General features: G+C 40.0%; 3 protein-coding genes and 1 pseudogene. 3 read left to right on the forward strand and 1 reads right to left on the reverse strand.

The genetic code is table 11. From position 1 onward, the window contains the following. A partial coding sequence (gene rlmKL / locus UC75_RS12470; RefSeq protein ID WP_228137346.1) for a bifunctional 23S rRNA (guanine(2069)-N(7))-methyltransferase RlmK/23S rRNA (guanine(2445)-N(2))-methyltransferase RlmL occupies positions 1 to 1,897 on the reverse strand: 1,897 nt, incomplete at its 3' end. 239 nt (positions 1,898 to 2,136) lie between these two features. Between rlmKL and UC75_RS12475 the strand changes: the two genes are divergently transcribed. The 3 genes and pseudogenes from UC75_RS12475 to UC75_RS21585 all read left to right on the forward strand — a co-directional run. Continuing rightward, entirely contained in the window at positions 2,137 to 2,481 is a 345-nt protein-coding gene (locus UC75_RS12475) for a hypothetical protein (protein WP_049837784.1), read from the forward strand. A 122-nt stretch (positions 2,482 to 2,603) separates the two neighbouring features. Continuing rightward, positions 2,604 to 3,620, forward strand: a complete 1,017-nt coding sequence (locus UC75_RS12480; protein WP_003652674.1) for an aspartate carbamoyltransferase catalytic subunit — start codon at positions 2,604 to 2,606, stop codon at positions 3,618 to 3,620. A gap of 12 nt (positions 3,621 to 3,632) precedes the next feature. Next, a pseudogene (locus tag UC75_RS21585) lies at positions 3,633 to 4,045 on the forward strand (aspartate carbamoyltransferase); the annotation flags it as partial.

The following is a 4,045-nucleotide window of genomic DNA, read 5'->3' on the forward strand; positions in this document are numbered from 1 at the left end:
ACCACTCAAAACAGTCGCTGGCAAAGAACATATGTTGTTCATCTGCATGATCTACAGTTAAGCCATTTAAAACGAAGTTTTCTTTCGACCAGTTTAGGTAAGTGTTAGATAAATCCACACTTGTTGTACTAGCAGCACCCCCAAGCGCAGCATGTAAGCTTGCAGTAGACGTGTAACTATATAAGTTCAAGAAGTGTTTACCACGTGCTTCTTGAGCAATACGTAAACGCATTTGACGGTGGTCAAGGAATAAACCTGTGTCTAGGTAATCTGTGAGGTTAACTAAAATTTTAGCTTTACCTTCTTGAACGATAAAACGTTTTGAAGCTGTACTTTGCTTTGTATATTGAGTTGTACCAGTTTGGCGTGCACGTGTCTTAATAAAGATGGCATCACGGTTTAAACCAGTAACAGCGCGAATTGCAGCAAGCGCTAAATTAAAACGTTTTTTAGCTTTTTCTGGATCGATTGTTTTTGGTGGTGCATATTCCTGAACGTGTAAACGGTCACCATATAAGTCCACAGCGACATTAAAGTCAGGTAAGTCTGCATCATACAAACGTAAGCAATAAACATTTTCTTTCGTTGCCCATTTTTTCAAGGCAGTCATATTTTTTTGCAAACGATTAGCGAAGTCTTGGGCTTCTTCCATTTCAATAGGTTGAGCTTGCCAAGTTGCTAAAAATGGTTGAGTTACTTTTTCAGGTTTGATTACACCGAAACGAATATAAATTGGTAATTTACCATTCATTAAGCGTAAGGTTTCAGGTGCTTCAAATGCCAAAACATCAGATTGTTCAATTTGAGCTGCAATAACTGCTGCATATTGATTTGGGAAATGTTTTTGTAAAAGCGCTGATAAACCTAAGTATAGAGAACGGTTTGAAGCTTTTTCACCTAAACGTTCACCATAAGGTGGGTTGGTCACAATAAATGCGGTTTTGCCTTCAGCAGAAAAATCTGGCCAATCCGCTAAAGTACGCTCTTCGATCTGAATCTGACCTAATAAATTTTCAAAGCCTGCCGCAATAATGTTTTCACGGGTTGCTTTAATTGCTTCCCAGTCTGCATCATAGGCATAAAATTTCGGTAAAGGTAATTGAAGGGCTTTTTCGTGACGTTCTGCTGCTTCAGCTTTAAGTGAAAGCCAAAGTTCGCGGTCATGACCATGCCAGCCATTAAATCCAAAACGACGAACAAGTCCCGGTGCACGGTCAGTTAAAATCATTAATGCTTCAATGATGAATGTGCCTGAACCACACATTGGATCAAGCACAATCTCTGGATTACGCTGTTTGAGCTGAGCTTTTTGTAAAATTGCCGCAGCAAGATTTTCTTTAATTGGTGCATCTGTCATGTAACGGCGGTAACCACGCTTATGGAGCGAGTCACCTGATAAATCTAGACAGTAAGTATGTTCAGTTTTACCTGCCAAAGCATAGATCGTAATTTCTGGTTGTTTGGTGTCAATGCTAGGACGGCGACCTACAGCTTCCATAAAGGAATCAACGACACCATCTTTTACACGCAGAGTAGCAAATTGCGAATTGACCATGATTTCACGTTCTGCATGCAAGCGAATTGCAAAGGTACTTTGTGGTGCAAAAACAAGTGACCAGTCAAAGCTCATTGCACCTTCGTAGAGTTCTTCTGCGACATCACGTGCATCATGGGTAAAATCAAGTTCATAAGTATGAATAGGAAGTAAAACACGAGACGCGAGACGCGACCACATACAGATGCGGTAAGCTTGTTCAAGCGTTCCTTCAATGATTAAACGTCCTGCTTTACGTTCTGTCACTTTGGTGCCAAGTTGTTCTATTTCTTCTTGTAAGAGGGGTTCTAAACCATCAGCACAAGTAATCCAATAGTGGTTTAAACGTAAAGAGGTATTCATAAACTCGATTGACCAAAACATATAAATATTAACGATGCAAAGTTTAACTTATTTTGATGTCTAAAGGTTTTTAAATTATTGCAACCTTTCATTTAGCAACCAATAAACTGATTTTTAAAGAGTAATGCCTTGTAATTGGTATGTATTTTGCTAGACAAAGATTATTGATGGTTATTTATTTAACAGACAAAGTCGATTTTTAACCATTTTTATAATTTTAATGGATGGGGACGTTATAAATGAAAGACATGATGGGGAATGGTTTTATTACTAATGCGGATGCTTTCTCAGTAGCCACACAAATATATGTACGTATGCGTCGGGTTACGGGGCGGGTAATAGATGCAATGTATGTGATTCAAAATAAAGATTATGCAAAATATGTAATTACGGTAGCGTTAGAAACAGAGGATGATGAATTAAAACGATGTGTTGAGCGATTAAGAGCGTTAGTTGACACACTGCCAGAACCTTCTCAAAAAGAAACGCTCCCTGTTGTTAAGAGCGATGAAGAGCCAGAAATAACAGCCGAAGACATTTATCGGGCACAAGTTCCACATCATTATATTGGTGCTTTAAGGTAATCTCGAATAAGACCTTAAATTTTGGTCAATTTAGGGTCTTATTCTGTAAAGTTCTTCTGCGAAAAGAGCGGAATTCAGCTACACTATGCACGTTTTCGCGATTCGACCCATAGGAATCCATTATGCATATTGCAGCGTTGCATCAGCCGAGCCAGGTTCAGCTCAATCAGGACGGAAATTTAAAACATTTTTTAACGATTGAGGGACTTTCAAAAGAAAACCTCACGAAGATTTTAGATACCGCACAAAGCTTTTTAGATGATAATAATAATTTAATTAACCGTCCGCTCTTAGAGGGATTGACGGTTATGAATCTTTTCTTTGAAAACTCCACCCGTACTCGTACTACTTTTGAAGCAGCAGCAAAACGCTTGTCTGCCAATGTATTGAATATTGATATTGCACGTTCAAGTACATCAAAAGGTGAAACGCTACGAGATACGCTTTGGAACCTTGAAGCAATGGCTGCCGATATTTTTGTTGTCCGCCATTCATCTTCTGGCGCTGCACATTTTATTGCTAAAGATGTATGTCCAAAGGTCGCGATTATTAATGCTGGAGATGGACGTCATGCTCATCCAACGCAAGCGATGCTTGATATGCTTACTATTCGCCGTGAAACAAAGAAACCTTTTGAAGAGTTGAGTGTTGCCATTATTGGGGACATTAAACACTCTCGCGTAGCACGTTCGGATGTAGCAGCATTACAAACTCTCGGATGTAAAGATATTCGCGTGATTGCACCGAATACATTATTGCCAGTGGGCTTTTCGGAGTATGGCGAACACGTTCGCTTGTTTAATAACATGGATGCTGGGATTGCGGATTGTGATGTGATTATTGCTCTACGTATTCAAAATGAGCGTATTGACTCTCCGGCATTATCTTCACAGTCTGAATTCTACAGAATGTATGGATTAAACAAAGAGCGTCTTGGTTTAGCTAAACCGGACTGTATTGTGATGCATCCGGGACCAATGAATCGTGGTGTAGAAATTGACTCAAGTGTTGCTGATGGAGACCAGTCGGTTATTTTGAAACAAGTAACCAACGGTATTGCTGTTCGTATGGCTGTGTTGGCTCTGTCAATGCAAGGCCAACTCCAAGAGCAAGGTTTAATTGAAGCGATTACGTTGTAAGGAATGGATCACATGAGTATTGTAAAAATTGAAAATGTACGTGTGTTAGACCCCATCCAAAAAACAGACAACGTACAAACTGTATATATTCAAAATGGCAAGTTGGTTGCTCAAGCCGAGCAAGTTGAACAAACCATCGATGGTCAAGGCAAATGGTTAATGCCAACCATGGTTGATTTGTGCGCGCGTTTGCGTGAACCTGGTCAACAGCAACACGGTACACTTAAATCTGAAGGGAAGGCAGCACGTGCTAATGGCATTTTGCATGTGATTACTCCGCCAGATTCAAAGCCAATTGTGCAAGACAATGGTGCGCTTATTCATGGCTTGATTGAAAAGGCATGGCTTGATGGCGGCATTCATATGCATATTATCGGTGCTCAAACCCAAGGTCTAAATGGTAAACAACCTGCAAATATGGCTGG

This window comes from Acinetobacter sp. V2 (genome assembly GCF_001188385.1).
GTDB classification, from domain to species: domain Bacteria; phylum Pseudomonadota; class Gammaproteobacteria; order Pseudomonadales; family Moraxellaceae; genus Acinetobacter; species Acinetobacter oleivorans.